The organism is Galactobacter valiniphilus, from assembly GCF_003575975.1.
Lineage (GTDB): Bacteria > Actinomycetota > Actinomycetes > Actinomycetales > Micrococcaceae > Galactobacter > Galactobacter valiniphilus.
On sequence record NZ_QQXK01000075.1, the window covers coordinates 1 to 1,073 of the forward strand.

Annotated in this window: 1 pseudogene and 1 other annotated feature; the pseudogene reads left to right on the forward strand. The window is 66.4% G+C overall.

What is annotated here, in order from left to right:
• Window positions 1-131: 131 nt before the first annotated feature.
• Window positions 132-1,073 (forward strand): annotated as a pseudogene (locus tag DWB68_RS15780) (IS3 family transposase); the annotation flags it as partial.
• Window positions 431-565: a sequence feature (AL1L pseudoknot), on the forward strand. It overlaps the preceding pseudogene by 135 nt.

Consider the following 1,073-nt stretch of genomic DNA (forward strand, 5'->3'; position numbering starts at 1 on the left):
CCGCTGACGCGGACGCCGTGGTCGGCGCGGAATGGGGCAAGCCCAGCCCTGACCGCCTCGCCCAGCGCAACGGCTACTGAAGCGCCCTGGCTTTGTTGGAGACTCCTGACTTTGGAAACGAGGATGGAGTCATGGTGTCGAATGAGGGATCTGGGAAGCCGACCACGCGTCGGTATTCGCCGGAGGAGAAGGCCGCAGCGGTCCGGATGGTGCGAACCCTGCGAGCGGAGCTGGGGACCGAGCACGGGACGGTCCAGCGGGTCGCGACGCAGCTCGGATACGGGATCGAGTCCGTCAGAACGTGGGTCAAGCAGGCCGACATCGACGACGGCAACATGGCTGGCGTGACCACGGCCGAATCGCGGAAGCTGCGGGAGCTGGAGCAAGAGGTCCGTGAGCTTCGTCGGGCTAACGAAATTTTGAAGAGGGCTGCGTCTTTCTTCGGGGCGGAGCTCGACCGCCAACATCGGAAGTAGTCGCGTTCATCGACGCGAACAAGAACGACGTCGTCGAAGGCCGCCGCCTCGGAGTCGAGCCCATCTGCAGCCTGTTGCAGGTGGCTCCGAGCACCTATTACGCCGCGAAAGACCGCGCCCCCTCGGCGCGCGCGGTGAGCGACGCGGTCTTGATGCCTGAGCTGGTCACGCTCTGGAACGCGAACTACTGCGTCTATGGGGTCCGCAAGCTCTGGAAGACCGCCCGCCGCGCCGGGATCGATATCGGCCGGGACCAGACGGGCCGGCTGATGCGGGCTGCCGGCATCGAGGGCGCGATCCGGAGCAAGCGGGTCAAGACGACCCGGCCGGATCCGACGTCGACGCGGCACCCGGACCTCGTGAAACGGGAGTTCACCGCGACCGCGCCGAACAGGCTCTGGGTCACCGATCTGACGTTCGTGCCGACGTGGGCGGGCGTCGCGTATGTCTGCTTCATCATCGACGCGTACTCACGGATGATCGCCGGGTGGCGGTGCGCGTCTCACATGCGCACCGAGATGGTCCTCGACGCGATCGAGATGGCCCGCTGGTCGAGAGGTCGTCACCACGAGGATCTGAGGTGTCACAGCGACGCGG